This is a genomic window from Sporosarcina sp. YIM B06819 (assembly GCF_033485175.1).
Taxonomy (GTDB): Bacteria; Bacillota; Bacilli; order Bacillales_A; family Planococcaceae; genus Sporosarcina.
This window is the reverse complement of the sequence record NZ_JAWLIQ010000007.1, coordinates 75,370-97,616: the sequence shown is the minus strand read 5'-3', so window position 1 is coordinate 97,616 and position 22,247 is coordinate 75,370. Positions and strand designations below refer to the sequence as shown.

General features: G+C 43.8%; 20 protein-coding genes. All 20 read left to right on the top strand.

Going from position 1 to position 22,247, the window contains the following annotated elements; all coding sequences use genetic code 11:
- Positions 1-19: 19 nt before the first annotated feature.
- Complete coding sequence (gene nusA / locus R2B72_RS05625) at positions 20-1,207, top strand: transcription termination factor NusA (RefSeq protein ID WP_318615378.1); 1,188 nt, start codon at positions 20-22, stop codon at positions 1,205-1,207.
- A 19-nt stretch (positions 1,208-1,226) separates the two neighbouring features.
- Positions 1,227-1,505, top strand: a complete 279-nt coding sequence (gene rnpM, locus R2B72_RS05620; RefSeq protein WP_318615377.1) for an RNase P modulator RnpM — start codon at positions 1,227-1,229, stop codon at positions 1,503-1,505.
- Entirely contained in the window at positions 1,502-1,879 is a 378-nt protein-coding gene (locus R2B72_RS05615; RefSeq protein WP_318615376.1) for a YlxQ family RNA-binding protein, read from the top strand. The genes rnpM and R2B72_RS05615 overlap by 4 nt, the downstream gene beginning before the upstream one ends.
- Positions 1,827-4,274 carry a translation initiation factor IF-2 gene (gene infB / locus R2B72_RS05610; protein ID WP_318615375.1) on the top strand — a complete coding sequence of 816 codons (2,448 nt, stop codon included), beginning with the start codon at positions 1,827-1,829 and terminating at the stop codon, positions 4,272-4,274. The genes R2B72_RS05615 and infB overlap by 53 nt, the downstream gene beginning before the upstream one ends.
- Positions 4,271-4,549: a DUF503 domain-containing protein gene (locus tag R2B72_RS05605; protein WP_318615374.1), complete on the top strand. Its 279-nt coding sequence runs from the start codon at positions 4,271-4,273 to the stop codon at positions 4,547-4,549. Before infB ends, R2B72_RS05605 begins: the two co-directional genes overlap by 4 nt.
- A 22-nt stretch (positions 4,550-4,571) precedes the next feature.
- Complete coding sequence (gene rbfA / locus R2B72_RS05600) at positions 4,572-4,922, top strand: 30S ribosome-binding factor RbfA (RefSeq protein ID WP_318615372.1); 351 nt, start codon at positions 4,572-4,574, stop codon at positions 4,920-4,922.
- Positions 4,923-5,326: 404 nt separating this feature from the next.
- A complete protein-coding gene (gene truB, locus R2B72_RS05595) occupies positions 5,327-6,238 on the top strand; it encodes a tRNA pseudouridine(55) synthase TruB (RefSeq protein WP_318615371.1) in 912 nt (303 codons plus the stop codon).
- Between the two features lie 12 nt (positions 6,239-6,250).
- The gene (locus R2B72_RS05590; RefSeq protein WP_318615370.1) at positions 6,251-7,249 is read left to right on the top strand and encodes a bifunctional riboflavin kinase/FAD synthetase; all 999 of its coding nucleotides are present in this window, start codon (positions 6,251-6,253) and stop codon (positions 7,247-7,249) included.
- A 312-nt stretch (positions 7,250-7,561) separates the two neighbouring features.
- Positions 7,562-7,831 (top strand): 30S ribosomal protein S15, encoded by a 270-nt coding sequence (rpsO, locus tag R2B72_RS05585; protein WP_318615368.1) that lies wholly within the window; start codon positions 7,562-7,564, stop codon positions 7,829-7,831.
- 485 nt (positions 7,832-8,316) lie between these two features.
- Positions 8,317-10,434 carry a polyribonucleotide nucleotidyltransferase gene (gene pnp, locus R2B72_RS05580; RefSeq protein ID WP_318615367.1) on the top strand — a complete coding sequence of 706 codons (2,118 nt, stop codon included), beginning with the start codon at positions 8,317-8,319 and terminating at the stop codon, positions 10,432-10,434.
- A gap of 116 nt (positions 10,435-10,550) precedes the next feature.
- Entirely contained in the window at positions 10,551-11,798 is a 1,248-nt protein-coding gene (locus R2B72_RS05575; protein ID WP_318615366.1) for a pitrilysin family protein, read from the top strand.
- Positions 11,799-12,041: 243 nt separating this feature from the next.
- Positions 12,042-12,323: a YlmC/YmxH family sporulation protein gene (locus R2B72_RS05570; protein ID WP_318615364.1), complete on the top strand. Its 282-nt coding sequence runs from the start codon at positions 12,042-12,044 to the stop codon at positions 12,321-12,323.
- Positions 12,313-13,086: an NAD(P)-dependent oxidoreductase gene (locus R2B72_RS05565; protein ID WP_318615363.1), complete on the top strand. Its 774-nt coding sequence runs from the start codon at positions 12,313-12,315 to the stop codon at positions 13,084-13,086. Before R2B72_RS05570 ends, R2B72_RS05565 begins: the two co-directional genes overlap by 11 nt.
- A gap of 12 nt (positions 13,087-13,098) precedes the next feature.
- The gene (locus tag R2B72_RS05560; RefSeq protein WP_318615362.1) at positions 13,099-13,689 is read left to right on the top strand and encodes a dipicolinate synthase subunit B; all 591 of its coding nucleotides are present in this window, start codon (positions 13,099-13,101) and stop codon (positions 13,687-13,689) included.
- A 166-nt stretch (positions 13,690-13,855) separates the two neighbouring features.
- The gene (locus R2B72_RS05555; RefSeq protein WP_318615360.1) at positions 13,856-14,890 is read left to right on the top strand and encodes an aspartate-semialdehyde dehydrogenase; all 1,035 of its coding nucleotides are present in this window, start codon (positions 13,856-13,858) and stop codon (positions 14,888-14,890) included.
- 13 nt (positions 14,891-14,903) lie between these two features.
- Entirely contained in the window at positions 14,904-15,794 is an 891-nt protein-coding gene (gene dapA, locus R2B72_RS05550) for a 4-hydroxy-tetrahydrodipicolinate synthase (RefSeq protein ID WP_318615359.1), read from the top strand.
- A 108-nt stretch (positions 15,795-15,902) separates the two neighbouring features.
- Positions 15,903-17,570, top strand: coding sequence for a ribonuclease J (locus tag R2B72_RS05545; protein WP_318615357.1), 1,668 nt, complete (start codon positions 15,903-15,905; stop codon positions 17,568-17,570).
- Positions 17,571-17,699: 129 nt separating this feature from the next.
- Positions 17,700-20,054, top strand: a complete 2,355-nt coding sequence (locus tag R2B72_RS05540) for a DNA translocase FtsK (protein ID WP_318615356.1) — start codon at positions 17,700-17,702, stop codon at positions 20,052-20,054.
- Between the two features lie 193 nt (positions 20,055-20,247).
- The gene (locus tag R2B72_RS05535) at positions 20,248-20,976 is read left to right on the top strand and encodes a GntR family transcriptional regulator (protein ID WP_318615355.1); all 729 of its coding nucleotides are present in this window, start codon (positions 20,248-20,250) and stop codon (positions 20,974-20,976) included.
- A 49-nt stretch (positions 20,977-21,025) separates the two neighbouring features.
- The gene (locus R2B72_RS05530; protein ID WP_318615354.1) at positions 21,026-22,096 is read left to right on the top strand and encodes a BMP family protein; all 1,071 of its coding nucleotides are present in this window, start codon (positions 21,026-21,028) and stop codon (positions 22,094-22,096) included.
- Positions 22,097-22,247: the final 151 nt, after the last annotated feature.

Here is a 22,247-nt window from a genome sequence, read left to right as displayed (position 1 = left end):
GAATGTAGGAGTGATTAACATGAGTAGTGATCTACTCGATGCATTGACAGCCCTTGAAAAGCAAAAAGGAATTTCTCGGGACGTCTTGGTAGAAGCGATCGAAGCGGCACTTGTAACCGCATATAAACGCAATTTCAATCAAGCGCAAAACGTGCGGGTTGATTTGAATCTTGATAAAGGGACGATGAAAGTCTATTCCCGCAAAGATGTCGTCGAGGAGGTTGAGGATGATCGTTTGTCCATTTCACTTGAAGATGCACAAAAGATTAACCCAGCTTATGAACTTGCGGATATCGTTGAGCAAGAAGTGACACCACGTGATTTCGGTCGTATTGCAGCGCAAACGGCTAAGCAAGTCGTAACGCAACGTGTACGAGAAGCGGAGCGTGGAATTATCTATGAAGAGTACGTCGACAGAGAAGATGATATTGTCAATGGTATTATCGAACGTCTGGACGCTCGCAATTTGTATGTTGGACTTGGCAAAGTAGAAGCTGTTTTACCGGTAGGAGAACAAATTCCAACTGAAACATTTCAGCCACATGACCGCATCAAAGTATATATTACAAAAGTTGAACGTACATCACGCGGTCCACAAGTGTTCGTATCCCGGACGCATCCAGGACTGCTCCGTAGGTTGTTTGAAGTCGAAGTCCCTGAAATTTTTGAAGGCATTGTCGAAATCAAATCAATTGCACGTGAAGCGGGTGATCGTTCAAAAATATCTGTTCATACGAATAACGAAGAAGTGGATCCCGTTGGCTCTTGCGTAGGTGCGAGAGGTGCGCGTGTCCAAACGATTTCCAATGAATTGAATGGCGAAAAAATCGATATTGTTGAATGGTCTGAGGATCCAGCTATTTTTGTGGCCAATGCTCTAAGTCCTTCGAAAGTCATCGATGTTCAAGTCAATGAAGAAGAAAGATCGACAAGAGTTGTTGTACCTGATTACCAATTGTCGCTTGCCATTGGGAAACGTGGACAGAATGCAAGGCTTGCGGCTAAACTAACAGGCTGGAAGATAGACATCAAAAGTGAAACGGATGCACGTGAACTAGGTATCTATCCACCTACTTTCGATGAATCAGGCGTTGAAGCTGGGTTAGAGGAGTCTGCAAACGATAATGATCCCTATTTCGTTGAAGAAGAACCAAAAGATGAGTTGGACAACACATCCATCGATCTGTATTCGGATGACGAGGACTGAGAAGAAAGGATGACCACACATGGCAAACATGAAAAAAGTTCCTTTGCGTAAATGTGCTGCAACGGGCGAAATGTTTCCTAAAAAGGAAATGATCCGTATCGTTCGCCCGAAAGAAGGAGAAGTTTCAGTGGATCTCACAGGCAAAAAATCCGGCCGTGGGACATATGTGTCAAAATCCGAAGAAGCAGTTGAGGCAGCACGTCGGAACCGATCGATTGAAAGTCAACTTGGAACGGCTGTACCTGAACAAGTGTATGATGACCTTCTTCATGCAATTCGCCGGGAGGCACTGAAATGAATGATTCAAAAAAGATTTTTCAACTGCTTGGTATGGCGGCGCGTGCAAGGATGATTATCACGGGCGAAGAACTAGTCGTCCGGGAAGTTCGTAATGGGACTGCGCATCTTGTTATTGTTGCCGAAGATGCATCTAACAATACCATGAAAAAGTTAACTGATAAATGTATGTATTACAACGTTGAGAAGCATGCTTTTGGGAGTCGCGATGATCTCGGGCATGCAATCGGAAAAGAGTCGCGAGTTGTACTTGCGCTAACGGACGCAGGGTTTGCACGCAAACTGTCCGGGCTCCTCAACGAATATAACCGGGGGTGGGCTAATGACGAAAATACGTGTACACGAATACGCGAAAAAAGTGAATCGGTCGAGTAAAGAAGTTATCGATGAGCTTGGGAAGATTAATGTGAATGTAGCGAACCATATGTCAACGATTGATAAAGAAGCGATTACGAAGCTTGATAGTAAATTTGGTGGCAATAAAAATAATCAGCAAGCACCAAAAACAGAATCAAAAAATACTAGCACGAAAGGCGCGTCAACATCGGCACGTCCTGCTAGTACACCAAATGTAGGTCAAAAGAATCCACAGCAAGGCGGCAATCGTCCAGCGCAAAGTGGTCAAAACCGTCCGGCACAAGGAACACAAGGTGGTAATCGCCCAGCACAAGGCGGTCAAAACCGTCCGGCACAAGGAACACAAGGCGGCAATCGCCCAGCACAAGGCGGTCAAAACCGCCCGGCACAAGGAACGCAAGGCGGTAATCGTCCAGCGCAAGGTGGTCAAAACCGTCCGGCACAAGGAACACAAGGCGGTAATCGTCCAGTGCAAGGTGGTCAAAACCGTCCAGCACAAGGAGCAGCACCAGCGGGTAACCGTCCAGCACAAGGTGGCGGTCCAGGTCGTTCAGGAGGCGGTGGCGCACGCGGTGGACGTCCACCAGCACGGGGTATTAACCAAGGACGCAGAAGATATCGTCCGGCTCCACAACCCAAAGTAGAATTGCCATTACCAGAAAAAATTACATTCTACGAATCATTGTCCGTAGCTGAACTTGGACAGAAGCTACACCGTGAGCCATCTGAAATCATCAAAAAATTGTTCATGTTGGGCATCATGGCGACAATCAACCAAGAATTAGATAAGGACGCAATTGAACTTATCTGTACGGATTATGAAGTGGAAGTAGAAGAAGAAATTCGCGTCGATGTAACGGATCTTGAAATTTATTTCGAAGAATCTGAAGAGGTTGTATCTGAACCAGTCGAACGTCCGGCAGTTGTGACAATCATGGGTCACGTTGACCACGGGAAAACAACGCTTCTCGACTCGATTCGAAATACAAAAGTAACACAAGGTGAAGCGGGCGGGATTACCCAGCATATCGGTGCTTACCAAATTCAAGAAAAAGGTAAAAAAATCACATTCCTAGATACACCAGGTCACGCAGCGTTTACGACAATGCGTGCACGTGGAGCGAAAGTGACGGACCTTACGATTCTTGTTGTGGCAGCAGACGATGGCGTTATGCCACAAACAATTGAAGCAATCAACCACGCCAAAGCGGCAGAAGTTCCAATCATTGTTGCGGTCAATAAAATGGATAAACCATCAGCAAACCCTGATCGTGTTATGCAAGAATTGACGGAGCATGGACTTGTAGCAGAGGCATGGGGCGGCGATGCAATCTTCGTACCTATTTCTGCATTGAATGGTGAAGGAATTGACCAGTTGCTTGAAATGGTTCTGTTAGTTGCAGAAGTAGGCGAGTTGAAGGCTGATCCAAACATTCGTGCACGTGGAACAGTTATTGAAGCACAATTGGATCGCGGTCGTGGTTCAGTGGCAACACTTCTTGTACAAGATGGAACACTTCATGTAGGCGATCCAATCGTTGTCGGTAACACATTTGGACGCGTACGTGCGATGATTAATGATGTTGGGCGTCGTGTCAAAGAAGCAGGTCCATCAACGCCAGTTGAAATCACTGGTTTAAGTGATGTACCACAAGCGGGTGACCGTTTTGTTGTCTTTGAAGATGAGAAAACTGCTCGTCAAATCGGTGAATCAAGAGCGAGTGAAGCGCAGCAAGAGCAACGTGTTGAGAAAACGCGTATCACGCTTGATAACCTGTTTGATCAGATGAAACAAGGCGAAATGAAAGAATTGAACTTGATTGTAAAAGCAGACGTACAAGGTACGGTTGAAGCGATGGCAGCCTCATTGATGAAAATCGAAGTAGAAGGCGTTAACGTGAAAATCATCCATACGGGTGCAGGTGCGATCAATGAATCCGATATTTCTCTTGCTTCGGCTTCGAATGCCATTGTTATTGGTTTCAACGTTCGTCCAGATACTAACGCGAAGCGTGCGGCAGACGAAGAAGGCGTTGATATTAGACTACATCGCGTCATTTATAAAGTGATCGAAGAAATCGAATTGGCGATGAAAGGTATGCTTGATCCTGAATTTGAAGAAAAAGTCATCGGTCAAGCTGAAGTACGCGCGACAATTAAAGTGTCTAAAATCGGTACGATTGCGGGAAGCTATGTAACAGAAGGTAAAATCACTCGTGATTCAAGCGTCCGCATCTTACGTGATAATATCGTCATCTTCGAAGGTGAATTAGATACATTGAAACGCTTCAAAGACGATGCAAAAGAAGTTGCAAAAGGCTATGAATGTGGGATTACCATTAAAAAATTCGATGATATTCATGAAGGTGACATTATCGAAGCTTATGTTATGGAAGAAATTAAACGAGTATGATTGTCTACGCGGAATGTTGTTTCTTCATCTCAGAAGCGGCCTCTTTGAAAGACAAGCGGGCCGTCTTGAAACGGATGACGGACCGGGTGAAAAATGCCTACAACGTCTCCATCGCGGAAATTGATCATCAAGATTTATGGCAACGGACGACTATCGCAGTCGTTGCCGTCGCTTCATCAAAAGATGCAGCAGAGCGTGAAGTCAGAAGGGCAATCCGATTTCTGGAGTCAAATCCAGAATGGGAAATGTCCGAGATGACGCTCGACTATTACTGATACGGAATCGGGGTGACCATCCATGTCAATGCGTGCTAACCGTGTCGCAGAACAGATGAAAAAAGAACTTGGCGATATCATCGGTAACAAAGTGAAAGATCCGCGAATTGGTTTTATGACTGTAACTGATGTCGAGGTGACTGGTGATCTTCAACAAGCAACGATCTACATTTCTGTTCTTGGGAAAGAATCGGAAAAAGAAGATACGCTTAAAGGGCTCAACAAGGCGAAAGGTTTTATTCGCACAGAAATTGGTCGGCGAATCAGACTCCGCATAACACCTGAGATCATGTTCGAGTTCGATGAATCCGTTGCATACGGTAATCGAATTGATTCACTTCTAAGACAAGTGAAAGACGGACAGGAAGACTAAGAAGAAATTTAGCTGATAACAAAACGGAGGAAGTCGGTGTCCACAAGGACTTTCCGGCTTCCTCTATTTACATATCAATTACGCCTCGGCGTAATTGCGTCCAGATTTTTTCGGGCTTGGGGCCTACTGGAAGTAGGTCATGCAGTCGTTGCGAATCGAACTGCGAAGTGTTCGATTTGCCGTATTTCTGCGTTCTTTGCGGAAATTAAGGCACTCTTTTGGACGTCGCGCACTTAGACTGCCTTCTTAAAGCTCCCCTAAAAATCTGTGACATCCGCCGGAGGCTTTATCTTTGTTTAGCGAGGGTTAGAACATCCGCTGAACAGGAAATAAAACTGTATTCATATCTCCACCTGTAGGGGTGGGGGTCTACTGCTGAATAAAGATAAAAAGGAGGTCGTTGCATGAACGGAATATTACCCCTCTGGAAAGAAAAAGGCATGACCTCACATGATTGTGTCTTCAAACTGCGAAAAATTTTAGGCACAAAAAAAGTAGGCCATACGGGCACGCTCGATCCAAGTGTAGAAGGTGTGTTACCCATTTGTATTGGACAAGCAACGAAAGTGGCAGAGTATGTGACGGATTCAGGTAAAGAGTATGTTGCAGTTGTGTCGATTGGAACGGCAACTGAAACCGAAGATGCAGATGGCGAAGTGGTTGCTTCTGATTTATCGGCAAAACAAATTTCACGTAGCCAAATTGAAGAGGCGCTCACTCAATTGACGGGTGAAATTATTCAAATTCCGCCGATGTATTCTGCTGTGAAAGTAAATGGTCGTAAACTTTATGAATATGCACGCAAAGGAATTGAAGTCGAACGTCCGGAGCGTAAAGTCATGATTCATGACATCGAACTGCTTGACCCTGTACAATCGTATGAAGGGACAGAAGTTCAATTCCGTATCCGAGTTGCTTGCGGCAAAGGGACGTATATCCGGACGCTGGCGGTGCAGATAGGCGAGCTTCTTGGTTATCCCGCGCATATGGCGTCACTCGTCAGGACGGCTTCCGGGACATACAGACAAGCTGATTGCCGCACGTTGGATCAAGTAAGGGAACTGCAAGAAGCTGGCGACATCACAACGATACTGCGCCCGCTTGAAGATGCATTAACTGACTTTCCGAGTGTAGAAATCAGTGAGGGGCTTTATGACAAAGTAATGAACGGCCAAGTATTGCCAGAGCATCCTTCGCTACAAAGTGATGAATCAGTTCTCTTTACGACGGATGGCAGGGCAATTGCCGTATACAAGAGACATCCTTCCAAGCCGGGTCTTATGAAGCCTGAAAAGATGTTTCCTTTGAACATGTAAGGGGGAACACAAATGGATATTTACAAATTGCATTATCCGGAAACGATGAAGATAGACAGTACTGACCAGTACTCGCTGGCAATTGGTTTTTTTGATGGTTTACATAAAGGGCATCAAACTGTGATTGCTGAAGCAAAAAAGAAAGCAGTAGAACTCGGTATTCGTTCAGCTGTAATGACATTCGACCCGCATCCATCGCATTTGTTCGGTGATGGCGACAAAAAGGTAGGTTATATTACACAATACCCTGAGAAAGCGCGATTACTTGAATCAATGGAGATTGATGCATTATTTATCGTGACATTTGATTGGGACCTTGCTTCACTTTCGCCAAAGCAATTTGTGGATATATTCATGAAAGGGCTTCCGATTAAGCATGTAACGGCTGGGTTTGATTATACGTTTGGTTCAAAGGGTGCTGGCACGATGGAGCAGATGGCAGCGTTGGCAGACGGTGCTTTTGGCACGACAGTTATTGACAAAGTGACTGATCATGATGAAAAAGTTTCTTCGACCCGCATTCGTCAGTTACTAGCAAAGGGCGACGTCGAAGAAACAGCAGTGCTGCTCGGCAGGCCGTTCCGAACAGTTGGCATCGTTGTCCATGGTGAAAAGCGTGGGAGACTGCTTGGTTTTCCAACAGCAAACGTTTCTCCGAAGAATAATACGGTGTTGCCTGCCAATGGTGTCTATGCCGTGCGCTTTACAGCAGATGGTATCATGCGTAATGGCGTCTGTAGTGTCGGTGTAAAGCCAACCTTCCATGAATCGGGAATCCCACCTATAGTGGAAGTGAATGTCCTCGACTTTGATGGCGATTTATATGATAAAGAAGTAGCCGTTGATTGGATTAAATATTTGCGACCAGAAGAGAAGTTTGAGTCGGTAAATGCATTGATTGAACAAATGGTCATAGATAAACAACAAGCAAGGGTAGTACTTAAACCAGCAGAAGATCCTGCTGGTTTAAGTAAGCCTCCGGCGGATGTCACAAATTTTGAAGGGAGTTAATTGCAGGCAGTCTAAGTTCGCGACTCCCAAAAGAGTGCCTTAATTTCCGCAAAGAACGCAGAAATACGGCAAATCGAACACTTCGCAGTTCGATTCGCAACGACTGCATACCCACGTCCTGTGGGCACAATTCAAAATTTGGACGCAATTACGCCGAGGCGTAATTGATTAGCGCAAGAGTGATTGTTGCAATTCAAAAATAGTCATGGTATTATAAGTGAGTGCTGATGTGCACGAACCATTCCTTGGCAATACGAATCACCAACGTTTGCTCGGGAACCGGGGATATTTTATTATTTGGAGGTGAAAAGGATGGCTATTACACAAGAACGTAAACACGAATTGATCAACGAATTCAAAATTCACGATACTGACACTGGATCTGCAGATGTTCAGATCGCTGTCCTTACAGAAGAGATCAATAACTTAACAGAGCACCTTAGAACTCATAAGAAAGACCACCACTCACGTCGTGGACTTATGAAAATGATTGGTACTCGTCGTAGTCTTCTTAAATTCCTACGTGAAACAGAAGTACAACGTTACCGTGATCTTATTGCTAAACTTGGCCTACGCCGTTAATCGTTAATAAGACAACCCGAAAAGCGAGCCTTGTGCTCGCTTTTTTGTGTTTTTAATGGCTTACTTTTTTCTTGATTTCTCATAAAAAAACCAAAACCCCAATATTTCTCCCCAATCTATATTAGAATCCATTAAAAAGTGGTATACTATACAAATGTGCCATGGTGTCGGTTAATGATGGATCATTCACGCCTTGGCGGGATTGTGCCCAAGATTTTGAATTGAGCTTGGGGCCTGCGTGATGCAGGTCATGCAGTCGTTGCGACAGGATGTCGCGAACTTAGACTGCCTTCCCCGATTCCTTTCAAAATCTGTGGCATCCGCCGGAGGCTTTAACAGGGAGGAATTGAACTTCATTCCTCCTTATTCAGCAGAGGCTCTGCTGAATGACGTTAAACTTGTGTTCACTGAGCGCTATCACTTACACTACTATTAATACATATAACGTATACAGTTCAGGCTGGAATATGGAGAGGAGTTCTATAATGACAGAGAAAAAAGTCTACACATTTGATTGGGCAGGTCGACCGTTAACGATTGAAACGGGGCAACTTGCGAAACAAGCGAACGGAGCAGTACTCGTTCGTTACGGAGATACAACAGTACTTTCAACAGCAACAACTTCCAAAAATTCACGAGGGTTAGATTTCTTCCCACTTACGGTGAACTATGAAGAGCGTATGTATGCAGTTGGGAAAATCCCAGGGGGCTTCCTTAAACGTGAAGGTCGTCCATCTGATAAGGCTGTTTTAACAAGCCGCCTAATTGACCGTCCAATCCGCCCTTTATTCGCGGAAGGTTTCCGTAATGACGTTCAGGTAATTTCACTTGTGATGTCAGTAGATCAGGACTGCTCATCTGAGATGGCTGCAATGCTCGGCTCTTCACTAGCATTGTCTGTATCTGATATCCCATTTGAAGGACCGATTGCGGGTGTTCAAGTTGGACGTATCGACGGGAAATTCATCGTCAACCCAACACCTGCACAATTGGACAAGAGTGACCTGGACCTTGTAGTAGCAGGAACTAAAGATGCGATTAACATGGTTGAAGCGGGCGCGAAAGAAATTGCAGAGGACGTTGTTCTTGAAGCAATTATGTTTGGACATGAGGAAATCATTAAGCTAATCGAATTCCAAGAGAAAATTGTTGCAGAAATTGGTAAAGCAAAACTTGATATTCCATTGTTCCAATTGGATGAAACAATTTTAGCTGATATTAAAAATAGCTGTGAAGCGGACCTTGTGAGTGCAATCCAAACACAAGAAAAGCACGCACGTGAAGAAGCGATCAATGCCGTACGTAATGAAGTAATTGAGCGCTACGAGGCAGAAGAAGCTGACGAAGCAACGATGAAACAAGTGAAAAATATCTTGGAGCATCTTGTCAAAGAAGAAGTACGTCGTTTGATTACAGATGAAAAAATCCGTCCAGATGGCCGCGGTTTGGATGAAATTCGTCCACTTGCTTCTGAAGTTGGTATTTTGCCACGTACACACGGTTCAGGTCTCTTTACGCGTGGACAAACCCAAGCACTAAGTGTTTGTACACTAGGAGCATTGGGTGAAGTACAAATCATCGATGGTCTTGGTATTGAAGAATCAAAACGTTTCATGCACCATTATAATTTCCCGAACTTCAGTGTCGGGGAAACAGGACCGATTCGTGGACCGGGTCGTCGTGAAATCGGTCACGGAGCGCTTGGAGAACGTGCGTTGACAGCTGTCCTGCCAAGTGAAACAGATTTCCCGTACACAATGCGTCTTGTTGCAGAAGTACTAGAATCAAATGGTTCATCTTCACAGGCTTCGATTTGTGCGTCGACAATGGCGATGATGGATGCAGGTGTACCACTAAAAGCACCGGTTGCAGGTATTGCAATGGGTCTTGTGAAAAAAGGGGACAACTACTCTGTTCTTTCCGATATTCAAGGGATGGAAGATCATCTTGGTGATATGGATTTCAAAGTAGCGGGAACTGAACACGGCATTACTGCTCTTCAAATGGATATTAAAATCGAAGGACTTTCTCGACAAATTTTAGAAGAGGCGTTGGCGCAAGCTAAAGTAGGTCGTTTGAAAATCTTGAATCATATGATGACAGCAATCAGTACACCACGTACAGAGTTGTCGGAATTTGCTCCGAAGATCATTATGATCAAAATTAACCCAGACAAGATCCGCGATGTTATTGGACCTGGCGGAAAAGTCATTAACAAAATTATTGAAGAGACAAATGTTAAAATTGATACAGAGCAAGACGGTACGATTTATATCTCTTCACCAAATAATGATATGAACGACAAAGCGAAAGCGATGATTGAAAATATCGTGCGTGAAGCAAAAGTCGGCGAATATTACATGGCGAAAGTGAAACGCATTGAAAAATTCGGTGCTTTCCTTGAACTATTCCCAGGTAAAGATGGACTACTCCATATTTCAGAAATTGCAGAAGAGCGGACAAAAGCGGTTGAAGACGTCTTGAAAATGGATGATGTCTTGTTCGTAAAAGTAACTGAAATCGATAACCAAGGACGTGTCAACTTGTCCAGAAAAGCTGTTGTCAAAGAAGAAAAAGAAGCAGCTGAAAAAGAGAAAAACTGAATCTGAAGGTCAATAGAATGGAAAGCCCCGCTTCGTTATGGAGATGGAGGCTTTTTGTTCTTATATTAAAGTTTTTGTATTAAAATAATGGAGAATCAAAAAGGGGGATTTACTAGATGATAGAACAGTATATTTGTCCAAATGGTGTGAGAATCGTACATGAAAAAATGCCGTATGTACGCTCCGTGGCGCTTGGAATATGGGTAGGTGCGGGTTCTGGGGATGAGCAGGAATCAGAAGCGGGCATCGCGCATTTCATCGAACACATGCTATTTAAAGGTACTGCAACGAGAAGTGCACGGACGATTGCAGAAGAATTTGACCGTATTGGTGGAGATGTCAATGCATTCACGTCGAAGGAAATGACTTGTTATTATACGACTGTCCTTGGGCATCATGCACCACGTGCCTTAACAATTTTAGCGGATATGTTTTTTAATTCAGCATTTGACGAAGCAGAAATTGCCAAAGAGAAGTCGATTGTCCTTGATGAAATTGCGGCAGTCGAAGATACGCCTGACGACGATGTCGATGAGCGTTTATGGGGCGTGATGTATCCAGACCAAGCAATTGGCAAACCTGTTTTGGGCAATGAACAGACGATTAATACATTTAATAAACAAATGATTGAGCAATTTATGGAACGCATGTATAGGCCTGAACAGATTGTCATCTCCATTGCGGGAAATTATGATGATCGATTGATTCAGCTAATTAAAGTGCAATTTGGTTCATTTAAACGGCAGGCAAAGGTTGAACAGCCGATCGCTGTTCAAGCACCTGAATTCCACGCGGGGATGACCGTTAAAGCGAAAGACATTGAACAAGCGCATATTTGTATCGGTTACCCAGGGCTGACAGTAAAAGACGAACGCATTCATGATCTCATTATTTTAGACAGTATACTGGGTGGCACGATGTCTTCTCGCTTGTTCCAAGAAGTCCGTGAAGAACGTGGCCTCGCTTATTCTATTTGCTCTTATTATTCGGCTTACAATACGACAGGTGTATTCGCCATATACGGGGGGACTGCACCCGAAAATTTAGGCGAATTATCCGACACGATAGATGAAGTGATCCAATCGATTTTACGCGAAGGTATTACAGAAAACGAATTGCATAATGCGAAAGAACAGCTAAAAGGTGGATTTTTATTAGGTCTGGAAAGTTCGGAATCCAGAATGCACCGCAATGGGAAGAACGAACTGATTTTACAAGAGCATAAGACGATTGATGAAGTCGTAGCACTTATTGACAACGTTCAAGTAGCTAATGTGTATAGAATGGCAAATGATATTTTTACACAACAACGAGCTACGTCAATCATTGCACCAGAGAATACCGTTAATACCATTGAAATTTAACTTGATTCAGCCGGGGGTTAAAGCCAGGCTAAATCAAGTTAAGAAGAAGGCAACCTAAGTGCACCACGTTCTGTGGCGACGGTTGCATGACCTACAAGGAAGGATGCAGTTCAATCCTTCCCCCCTGTCGGCCTCAAGCGCAATTCTAAATCAGGACGCAATTACGCCGGGGCGTAATTGAAATATAGCAGTAAGCTTTCCCGCTCTTCATTCATATAATGGGTGGAGATATAGGAGAGGAGAATGGCGATGCTATTATCAGAACTTGCACAGAAAGAGCTTATTCAAGTTGAGGACGGGGTCCGCTATGGTTTTTTAGCGGATACCGACCTTATTTTTGATGGTAAAACGGGGGATATTATTGGATTTGAAATTAAAAAGAAGCTTGGTCGTTTTTCGTTTAAAAATCGTCAGGATCAGTCGGATGAATTTATTCCGTGGAGTGAAATTGTGTTGATTGGTGAACATCGAATCCTGTTTGGCAAAACGCATAGCATGGAAGGGTTGGATCTGGATGAAAGATAATCAATGGCTTGTCATTGGGACAGATCAACGATTGGCGACTTGTTGCGCTATGTTGACGGAGAGAGGCTACAGTTGCCATCATTTTGCTACCAATGAGTATACAGAACAACTGGGTGAATGCATTGCGCACTTATCGCCGAAGCATATCGTTTTTCCGATTTTACAAATGACAGGAACAATTCCGCCGGCTTTGCTTGCAGAAGGGACGCGATTGTACACAGGTGTTGCTTCGGAAGAGTGGCGGAAGCCTTTTGAAGATGCAGGGCTAAAGGTCCATAGTTATGTCAAGGATGAGCCTTTCATTTGGTACAATGCGAGATTGACGGCGGAGGCTTTTGTTCATGAATATTATGCACGCGTGAAACGACAGCTAGCAGGCAATCAGTTTCATGTAGCTGGTTTTGGCAAGGTAGGCAAGACAACGGCGCATGCATTGGCTGCGCTTGGGGCGGATGTGACCGTTGTCGCTAGATCTGTTACACAACTGAGTGAAGCAGCTGTATTAGGTTATAAAACAGAGCGGCTGACGGCTGATTTCGATATAACCACAGGCAATCTAGTCAATACGATTCCTGCAAAATGGCTTGCGGTGACTGGTAATCCTGAGCTTCATATATTTGACCTAGCATCAGCGCCCGGTTGCCTAAAGGAACCTCTTTCGCCCGAATACTATACAGTACTCCTCGGATTGCCGGGAAAACATTTTCCGATTGATGCGGCAGCCGTTTTGACGGATACCGTCGAGGGGATGTCTAGGGAATGAAAGGGGATCTCGATGCTACAAGGAAAGAGAATAGGTCTTGGGATTACGGCGTCACATTGTACTTATGAAGCAATCATACCGGTCATTGATTCGCTAAAGGATGCGGGGGCGACGGTTGTTCCAATCATTACACATTCTGTGTTAACAGCCGCAACGCGTTTTGGCACGGGGGAAGAGTGGATTGCACGCATTGAGGCGGCGACGGGAGAAAAAGTCATTTCTACAATTGTTGGGGCAGAGCCATTCGGTCCGAAAACACCCGTAGATTGTATGATTATTGCACCGATGACAGGTAACTCTATTAGTAAATTTGCCAATGCGGCGACAGACTCACCTGTGCTAATGGCGGCGAAAGCGACGTTACGCAATGGTAGTCCAGTTGTTATCGGTATTTCAACGAATGATGCGCTTGGCTTAAATTCGATGAACATTATGAAGTTATTAAATATGAAAAATGTCTTCTTTATTCCGTTCGGACAGGATGATCCGTTCAAGAAACCAAACTCCCTTATCTCCGATTTTACACTGATGGTACCTACTGCAGCAGCAGCGCTTGACAATAGACAACTCCAACCTTTATTAATTATTCATGAGAAAATATAAAAATACAGCACAGAATATTCGTAGATATGATATAATTCCACCAACGAACTGCTAACGGTGTAAAGGACTAAAGTTTTCTGCGAAGCGTATTACGGTATGCGAATCGAGTGGGAACTGTGTAAGTCTAGCTTTTAACACATCCGTAAAAGCTGAAAGGGAGATAGAGATGAATAAAGTTAATGTTGCAATCGTGGGTGCTACGGGAGCTGTTGGTACAAAAATTCTGGAAAAATTGATTGAACGGGATTTTCCATTTAAATCAATTAAACTACTTGCATCAAAACGATCTGCTGGAACAGAAATTACAGCAGCTGGTTTTAACTATATTGTAGAAGAAACTGTCCCGGAATCATTTGAAGGTGTAGATATCGCATTTTTTAGTGCGGGCGGATCTATTTCGGAGAAGTTTGCACCTGAAGCTGTTAAAAGAGGTGCGGTTGTTGTTGATAACACGAGTGCATTCCGCATGGTAGCAGATATACCGCTTGTTGTCCCAGAAGTGAATGCACAGGCGTTAAGTAGTCATTCTGGTATCATTGCTAATCCGAATTGCTCCACGATTCAAATGGTGGCGGCACTTCAGCCTGTTAAAGAAAAGTTCGGTTTGAGTCGTATTATTGTGTCGACGTATCAAGCAGTTTCTGGAGCGGGTGCAGAAGCGATTGATGAATTGGAAAGTCAAAGTCAACAATTTGAAGGGCGGGCAACGAACGAAGCGGAAATCTTGCCTTCTGCGTCAGCGGCAAAGCATTATCCAATCGCATTCAATGCCATCCCGCAAATTGATGCATTTGATGCTTCAGGATATACACTTGAAGAATTGAAAATGATGAATGAAACGAAAAAGATTTTTGGTGACTATGAGATGTCTGTGACGGCAACTTGCGTCCGTCTACCAGTTGTGACAGGTCACTCAGAGTCAGTTTATATCGAAATCGATCAAGAAGGTGTGACGGTCGAAGACATCCGGGCGAGTATGGAAGGTGCACCAGGCGTTGTCGTTCAAGATAATCCAGCACAACAATTGTACCCAATGCCGTTATTTGCGGAAGGGAAAGACGAAGTATTCGTTGGTCGCATCCGTAAAGATCCGAATCATGCAGGAGGATTCCATATGTGGATCGTCTCGGACAATCTGCTTAAAGGGGCTGCACTAAACTCGGTGCAAATTGCAGAACAATTGATTAACAAACCAAAGTGAAGGGCTGATAATTATGGAACTTGGCCGCGTATCGACGGCGATGGTCACGCCTTTTTCAACAACAGGTGACATTGATTATGATAAAACAGCAAAACTGATTGAACACCTTATTGCGAATGGCAGTGATTCCTTGGTCGTGTGCGGAACGACAGGGGAATCTCCTACACTTTCAGTTGAAGAAAAAGAATCCCTTTTTACTTTTACGGTAAAGGAGGTAAACAAGCGCATACCAGTGATCGCGGGAACGGGGACGTTCTCTACAAAGGAAACTGTAAAGCTTACAAAGATGGCGGAACGGGTAGGGGCTGACGGTATTATGCTCGTCGCACCTTATTACAATAAGCCCGATCAAAAAGGAATGTACGCTCACTTCGCACATGTCGCGGGGGAAACTAGCCTGCCGGTGATGTTGTACAATATTCCGGGGCGAGCGGCCGTCAATATGCTTCCAGAAACGCTCATTGCATTATCAAAAATAACAAATATCCGAGCGGTAAAAGAAGCAAGTGGAAGCCTCGACCAGATGGTTGAGATCATATCCGGGACGGATGAAGGATTTTCTGTTTACAGCGGTGACGATGCTTTGACGTTGCCGACTCTTGCGATAGGTGGAAAAGGTATCGTGTCGGTCGCCTCGCACGTTGCAGGTAATGAAATGCAACGGATGATAACCGCATTCAAAGAAGGGCAGACAGAACAAGCCGGCGCGATGCATAGGACGTTACTTCCTTTATTCCGAGCCATATTTTCCGCACCCAATCCGGTCATGGTGAAATATGCATTAGAAAAACTCGGAGTTGAAACTGGAGGAGTCAGACTGCCACTAATCGGACTTGAAAACAAAGATGAACCCTTTGATAAAGTATGGGAAAACTATCAAAAAAACCTTCACATTTTCAACTAATTAAAGCCGGTAGCAATAACCGGCTTTTTTTGTTTGTACAGAAAGGTTCTGTCCCGTATAATGAAACATAGTCGTGATGAACGGGAATGAGTAATAGGAGGAAATAATGTGGTAAAAACTAAAAATGAGCTAATAAGAATCATCCCTCTCGGTGGAGTGGGGGAAATTGGGAAAGCGATGTACGTCGTCGAAATCGATGAAGAACTATTCATCGTAGACGCGGGACTGATGTTCCCAGAAGGAGAAATGCTCGGAATCGACATCGTGATTCCAGACATTTCTTATATTGAAGAAAACAAAGAGCGTGTCAAAGGTGTGTTTTTGACGCATGGTCACGAGGATGCAATCGGATCGATTGCCTACCTGCTACAAAAAGTACAAGCACCTGTCTATGGCTCTAAACTGACAATTGCTTTAGCGAAAGAACATTTGAAAGAAATGCCGGCACCGCCGAGCGTTAAGTTTTTCGAAGTGACAAACAAAAGCCGGATGAATTTTAAAGGCACACACGTCACATTTTTCCATACAACGCACAGTATTCCAGACTCATTGGGTATCGTATTCCATACGAGTGAAGGGGCGATCGTGCACACAGGCGAATTCAAATTCGATCAGTCCGCGAAAGGGAAATATCGTCCAGACATTGCAAAGATGGCGGCAATTGGAGAAGAGGGCGTCTTCATCCTGATGTCAGATTCATCGGAAGCGGAGCGTCCGGGCTATACAACTTCCGAGTCAGTGATTGAGAACAGCCTTTCTAAAACATTCCATGGGGCGGAAGGCAGAATTCTCGTTGCACTTTATGCATCGAACTTCATCCGTATCCAGCAGGTGTTTGACAAAGCGTTTGAAAACGGTAAAAAAGTAGCGGTTGTTGGAAAAAGCTTAGAAAGCTATTTTGAAGTCGGTGTCAAATTGGGTTATTTAACTATTAAAGATGATGTCGTTATCCCGGTTAAAGAAATCGACAAATACGATGATAGCCAAGTAGTTATTATCGTTACAGGTAATAAAGGCGAGCCACTAGATGCACTTGAGCGGATTGTACGTAAACATCATAAAGACATTCGCATCAAAGATACAGATACGGTGTTAATTACGTTCACACCATCGCCAGGTATGGAAGTGTCGATGTATCAAACGATGAATGACCTTGCGAAAGCAGGCGCAACCGTGTTGACGTCAAGTAAAAATGTTCACGTTTCTGGTCATGGTAGCCAAGAAGACTTGAAATTGATGCTAAACTTAATGAAGCCGAAGTACTTCATCCCGATACAAGGGGAATACCGGATGCTTATTGCACACTCTAAGCTCGCGCAGGAGACGGGCCTTCAAAAAGCACAAGTATTTATTGCCGATAAAGGTGATATTGTCGAATATAAGAATGACAAAATGCGCATGAGTGGACGTGTTCAAGCGGGTAATATCCTCATTGATGGTATAGGTGTTGGTGATGTCGGTAATATCGTACTTCGCGACCGCAAGTTACTATCTCAGGATGGAATTTTCACAGTTGTCGTAACGCTCAGCCGTAAACAAAAATGCATCGCTGCTGGTCCAGAAATTGTGTCACGCGGATTCGTTTACGTACGTGAATCGGAAGAGTTGTTTGATGAATCAACAAAACTCGTAACAAAAATAGTTGAGAAGTATGTGAATAAAGAGACGTTCGAATGGACAAACATTAAACAAGAGATTCGCGATACACTCAGCTCTTATTTATTCCAACAAACGAAAAGAAGACCAATGATAATACCGATTATCATGGAATACTAATTTGTGATTAATATGTAAGGTTTTATAGGACCGATCCGAAGGATTTCCTTGCCGTCTGAACGGCGGGAAATCCTTTTCTTGTTTTAGATATTGTCTAGTCCTAGTTTTTCATCGGAAGGAGGAGGGAAAATGGCTAGGAAAAAGAAGAAATCAGCTGCCAAGAAAAAGAAGCCATCCGGATTAAATCCATTATTATATGAGGTAATTGGCTTGGCGATGATGGGGTTCGCCATTATCATTATTTTTGAATTTGGAATTGTTGGTAGAGGGCTTTCTTCTGCAGCGCGTTTTATTTTTGGGAATTGGCATAGTGCGATTCCGTTGCTGCTCATTGTGCAAGCGCTGATGTTTATGATTAAGCGTAAGGCGGGCGGTTGGAAAAACCGTGTTGTTGGGGGGAGCCTGTTTGTTTTGGCAAGTTTGGTGTTGTTTAGCCATATTTACTTGTTCAAGGAATTGCACGCAAGTCGCGTCCTGATGACAGATTCTGCGCTGAAGGAAACGTGGAAAGTACTCATTTCAAACGGTGGAATTACCTCGAGAAGTGGTGCACTCGGCGGTGGAATGGCGGGGGCCATCTTGTTTGCGCTGTTTCATTCGTTGTTCGATTCTGCAGGAGCCATGGTTGCAGGTGTCTTATTATTGCTTATAGGACTTGTTCTTATTACTGGAAAAGCATTCATGCCTTATTTAATTGATTATTTCCCGAAATTTGTTGATGCACTCACACATTTATTAGCCAAAAAAGAGAAACCCATATCTAAGCCGGCGACTGAATCGCAATCGCGGGTAACTCGCTCGAAGAAGAAAACAAAGACAAGGGCTACTATTGTAGAGGAATCTTTAGTCCCGCGGGTGGAGGAAGAAGTTGTGTCGCAGCCAATTATTTCGGCGTTTAGTGAACGAATTGAACAACCTATCCACGATGTACAAATGAAGGCTGTAGAACCCTTGCAAGAGGCGGTAGTAGGAGCATCAACGTCTACGTCCGCAGATGAACATCCACCGAAGGAAGAAGCAGTATCCTATGCAGTCGTGGCTGGGGAAGAAGAGAATGAATCGTATATTTTACCTCCTGCATCTTTACTTAAACAAACGCCCTTCATCGATCAATCGGAGGAATACGATTCCATTCAAGCAAATGCCCAAAAGCTAGAACGGACATTTCTTAGTTTTGGTGTCAAAGCAAAAGTGACGCAAGTGCATCTTGGACCAACAGTCACGAAATATGAAGTGTTACCAGATACTGGTGTTAAGGTGAGCCGAATTGTCAGTTTGGCAGATGATATTGCGCTGGCACTTGCTGCGAGTGGCATTCGAATCGAAGCCCCTATTCCCGGGAAATCGGCCATTGGTATCGAAGTACCGAACAGTTCGATTGCTGTTGTTAGTCTGCGTGAAGTCATTGAAGCGAAGGAAAATAATCGCCCTGATTCTAAATTAATGATATCACTTGGTCGCGACGTTACAGGGCAGGCTATGCTTGCAGAGTTAAATAAAATGCCACACGTCCTTATTGCTGGTTCAACGGGTAGCGGGAAAAGTGTGTGCATCAATGGTATTATCGTTAGTATTTTAATGCGTGCCAAACCGCATGAAGTGAAAATGATGATGATTGACCCGAAAATGGTGGAGCTGAATGTCTATAATGGCGTGCCGCATTTATTGGCACCTGTCGTTACGGACCCACGGAAAGCGGCTCAAGCATTGCAAAAAGTTGTTTCTGAAATGGAACGACGCTATGAACTATTTTCGCATACGGGTACACGAAATATTGAAGGCTATAACGAGCATATTGAAGTATGGAATGAAGAGAATGAAGAAAAACATCCACGCATGCCTTATATCGTCGTCATTGTCGATGAGTTGGCGGATCTCATGATGGTTGCATCTAGTGATGTTGAGGATTCTATTACTCGACTGGCGCAGATGGCCCGTGCCGCTGGTATACACTTAATTATTGCCACCCAGCGTCCAAGTGTCGATGTCATCACAGGAATCATTAAAGCAAACATCCCATCGCGCGTAGCATTCGCTGTTTCATCCGCCATTGATTCGCGAACGATTTTGGACAGCGGAGGGGCGGAAAAGCTGCTGGGGAGAGGCGATATGCTATTCTTGCCAGCAGGTGTTGCAAAACCGGTTCGTATCCAAGGGGCATTTGTGTCGGATAGTGAAGTAGAAGCGATTGTTGATTTTGTCATTGAACAACAAAAGGCTCAATATCAAGAAGAAATGATTCCACAAGATATCAAAGAAGTACCGGCCCATGAAGAAACGGACGAACTATATGATGAGGCTGTGCAGCTTGTCACAGAAATGCAAACAGCTTCTGTCTCTATGCTACAACGTCGTTTTAGGGTAGGCTACTCAAGAGCGGCACGAATTGTTGATCAGATGGAGATGCGTGGGGTTGTGGGGCCGCCTGAAGGAAGTAAGCCACGCCAAGTCCTGGTTGGCAGGGGAGAAGTGGATGATTATTGATCTGAATTCAGATCAAGCCTAGGCGTGATTGATAAGTAGTGTGACAAAGTAGGTATATTTCAGCATTAAAAACGAATGCATTTAGATTTTTTTTAATTAGGTTGTTTATTTTACAGGATGAAAGTGATATAGTATGGATGATTAGTAATGACGTTTAACATCAGAGGTCTGACCTCGCTGAGGGGGAGATGGTATGATGGTAAAGGCGGATCAAAGACATCTATATGTACAAGTCATTGAGCGTTTGAAGCAAGATATCGATTCTGGTATATTCAAGGAGAACGAAAGGTTCCCTTCTGAATTTGAACTAGCTCGTACGTTAGGCGTCAGTCGCGCAACGCTTCGGGAAGCACTCCGCGTACTTGAAGAAGAAAAAGTGATTGTTCGAAAACATGGTGTAGGTACATTTGTCAATCCTAGACCACTATTTTCTTCTGGCATTGAACAATTGTCCAGTGTGTCTTCTATGATTCGTGATGCGGGTATGGAACCGGGAACGATTTTCATGGATGTCACAGAAACAGAGGTCTGTGAGGATAGCATGGCAAAGTTTGATTGTGGTGAAGAAAGTCGTCTCGTTACAATCAAAAGGGTCAGAACAGCCGATCAGGAACCAGTCGTCTATTGTATCGATCAGGTGCTGTCAAAAAACATTCCGTTAGGTGCGGACGAGTTATTGAATGAATCTATTTTTGATGCAATTGAAAAATCAGGCACTATCCGTATTGCTCAAGCTGTGGCTCATATCGAACCCGTAGGCTATGATGATGAAGCATCAGCAATTTTAAGATGCGGTGTCGATGTTCCACTTCTTGTTTTGTTGCAACAGCATTATAGTGAGGCAGGCGAAATGGTCCTGTACTCCAAGAACTATTTCCGGGCTGATAAATTCAGTTTTCATGTTGTTCGAAAAAGGGTATAAGGCGTTAACACGTCATACTAATAAAAAGAAAAATAGGGAGGTTCCAACAATGAGCAAACGTAAATTTGGTCTTGCTTTATCAATGGTTCTAGCTGCCGGTACAATTCTTGGCGCGTGTGGAACGAATAAAGCGAAAGACAATGAAGGTTCAGGAACTACAGGCACGCCGAAAGAGGATACTTTTTCAATTGCAATGGTAACGGATACAGGCGGTGTTGACGACAAATCGTTCAATACATCAGCTTGGCTTGGTATTCAAGAATATGGTGCGGATAACAATCTTACAAAAGGCAACGGTGGTTTCGACTACTTACAGTCAAAAGAAGAATCGGAATACCCATCAAACTTGAACAAACTTGTTCAACGTGACTTCGATCTTATTTTCGGAATCGGATACTTGCTAAAAGATGCAATGGAAGAAGTTGCTACACAACGTCCAGACAATAAATTTGCACTTGTAGATGAAGTGTCAGACCTACCGAACATTGCAAGCTTAATGTTCAAAGAGCAAGAGGGAGCATACCTTGCGGGTGTTGCTGCGGCTCGTATGACAAAATCCGACAAAATCGGTTTTGTTGGCGGTATGGAAATTCCAGTAATCGAACGTTTTGAAGCAGGATTTGTTGCAGGTGTTGCAGCAGTAAGACCTGACATCAAAGTTGACATTCAGTACACGGGCGATTTTGCAAAAGCTGAACTTGGTAAAATGGCTGCAAACCGTATGTATTCATCAGGTGTAGATATTATTTTCCACGCTGCTGGTGGATCAGGTAATGGTGTATTCTCCGAGGCGAAAGAACGTAAAAAAGCAGATCCAAATGCATATGTTTGGGTTATCGGCGTTGACTCTGACCAGTATGAAGAAGGTAAAGTTGACGATAAGACAAACATTACTTTGACTTCAATGCTTAAACGTGTTGATAATGCAGTTAAAAACACAGCAGAACTTGCTGCTAAAGGTCAATTCCCAGGCGGTAAAGTAACAACTTTCGGTCTTGCTGACGAAGGAATTGCGCTTGCCGATTCACGCGGTGCAATTCCGGAAGATGTTCTAGCTGAGATTGATGAGTTCACGAAAAAAATCGCAGCTGGTGAAATCGAAGTACCAGAATTTAAATAATTAAAAGTAAAGCACTGCAAGATCATGAAGGTCGATGTATATTGACCTTCATGATTTTAATTAATACAAGAAAGGATTCCATGGAAGGAATCCTTTCTTGTATTAAATTAAAACTAAATAGTATATACATATGAAAATACAAGGGAGTGAA

Excerpts from the sequence above, each read along its gene's own strand:
- nusA (WP_318615378.1), top strand. The coding sequence starts at position 20 with ATGAGTAGTGATCTACTCGATGCATTGACAGCCCTTGAAAAGCAAAAA.
- rnpM (WP_318615377.1), top strand. The coding sequence starts at position 1,227 with ATGGCAAACATGAAAAAAGTTCCTTTGCGTAAATGTGCTGCAACGGGC.
- R2B72_RS05615 (WP_318615376.1), top strand. The coding sequence starts at position 1,502 with ATGAATGATTCAAAAAAGATTTTTCAACTGCTTGGTATGGCGGCGCGT.
- infB (WP_318615375.1), top strand. The coding sequence starts at position 1,827 with ATGACGAAAATACGTGTACACGAATACGCGAAAAAAGTGAATCGGTCG.
- R2B72_RS05605 (WP_318615374.1), top strand. The coding sequence starts at position 4,271 with ATGATTGTCTACGCGGAATGTTGTTTCTTCATCTCAGAAGCGGCCTCT.
- rbfA (WP_318615372.1), top strand. The coding sequence starts at position 4,572 with ATGTCAATGCGTGCTAACCGTGTCGCAGAACAGATGAAAAAAGAACTT.
- truB (WP_318615371.1), top strand. The coding sequence starts at position 5,327 with ATGAACGGAATATTACCCCTCTGGAAAGAAAAAGGCATGACCTCACAT.
- R2B72_RS05590 (WP_318615370.1), top strand. The coding sequence starts at position 6,251 with ATGGATATTTACAAATTGCATTATCCGGAAACGATGAAGATAGACAGT.
- rpsO (WP_318615368.1), top strand. The coding sequence starts at position 7,562 with ATGGCTATTACACAAGAACGTAAACACGAATTGATCAACGAATTCAAA.
- pnp (WP_318615367.1), top strand. The coding sequence starts at position 8,317 with ATGACAGAGAAAAAAGTCTACACATTTGATTGGGCAGGTCGACCGTTA.
- R2B72_RS05575 (WP_318615366.1), top strand. The coding sequence starts at position 10,551 with ATGATAGAACAGTATATTTGTCCAAATGGTGTGAGAATCGTACATGAA.
- R2B72_RS05570 (WP_318615364.1), top strand. The coding sequence starts at position 12,042 with ATGGCGATGCTATTATCAGAACTTGCACAGAAAGAGCTTATTCAAGTT.
- R2B72_RS05565 (WP_318615363.1), top strand. The coding sequence starts at position 12,313 with ATGAAAGATAATCAATGGCTTGTCATTGGGACAGATCAACGATTGGCG.
- R2B72_RS05560 (WP_318615362.1), top strand. The coding sequence starts at position 13,099 with ATGCTACAAGGAAAGAGAATAGGTCTTGGGATTACGGCGTCACATTGT.
- R2B72_RS05555 (WP_318615360.1), top strand. The coding sequence starts at position 13,856 with ATGAATAAAGTTAATGTTGCAATCGTGGGTGCTACGGGAGCTGTTGGT.
- dapA (WP_318615359.1), top strand. The coding sequence starts at position 14,904 with ATGGAACTTGGCCGCGTATCGACGGCGATGGTCACGCCTTTTTCAACA.
- R2B72_RS05540 (WP_318615356.1), top strand. The coding sequence starts at position 17,700 with ATGGCTAGGAAAAAGAAGAAATCAGCTGCCAAGAAAAAGAAGCCATCC.
- R2B72_RS05535 (WP_318615355.1), top strand. The coding sequence starts at position 20,248 with ATGATGGTAAAGGCGGATCAAAGACATCTATATGTACAAGTCATTGAG.
- R2B72_RS05530 (WP_318615354.1), top strand. The coding sequence starts at position 21,026 with ATGAGCAAACGTAAATTTGGTCTTGCTTTATCAATGGTTCTAGCTGCC.